This is a genomic window from Acetomicrobium sp. S15 = DSM 107314 (assembly GCF_016125955.1).
Taxonomy (GTDB): Bacteria; Synergistota; Synergistia; order Synergistales; family Thermosynergistaceae; genus Thermosynergistes; species Thermosynergistes pyruvativorans.
On record NZ_JADEVE010000371.1, the window covers coordinates 1 to 485 of the forward strand.

A 485-nucleotide genomic window follows, 5' to 3' on the forward strand; every position below is an offset into this window, starting at 1 on the left:
CGCGCTGGGGAAAGAAACGCGCCTTGCCTTTGGGTGGAATAGAAGAGGGTGGATCGGTTCGCTGCTTTTGGGCATGGCCTTTTCGGCAGGGTGGACGCCGTGCGTAGGGCCGATCTTGGCCTCGATCCTTCGATAACGGCGAAAAGACACCTGCGCGTCTTCGTTTACCAGGCGGTGAACGCCGTACAGCGCGGCTTGAAATCTCAATACGAGGTGCTTCAGTGGCTCAAGGGTTTAGGTCTCCCCACCCAGCCCTGTCGGCAACGGATGATGTTTTCGCCGAGATGCCTTCTGGCCAATAGTGGGGGGGACGACCTCTTCTCTTTCTTCATCTGCCAATATTAAACGGGGAAACTGCATCTCCGGCCGCCAACAACGCCTGCATCGAACTCATGCCACAGCGGGCTGCGACTATAACGGGCGTGAGAGGTATGTTCCGTCAAACTGGAGGAGCTGTGAGCGTCACAATCGCGACGTTGGTTCTC

General features: G+C 57.3%; 1 protein-coding gene. It reads left to right on the forward strand.

Features of this window, described 5'->3' with window-relative positions:
* Positions 1-174 precede the first annotated feature (174 nt).
* Positions 175-345 (forward strand): hypothetical protein, encoded by a 171-nt coding sequence (locus EZM41_RS11115; RefSeq protein ID WP_342449307.1) that lies wholly within the window; start codon positions 175-177, stop codon positions 343-345.
* Positions 346-485: the final 140 nt, after the last annotated feature.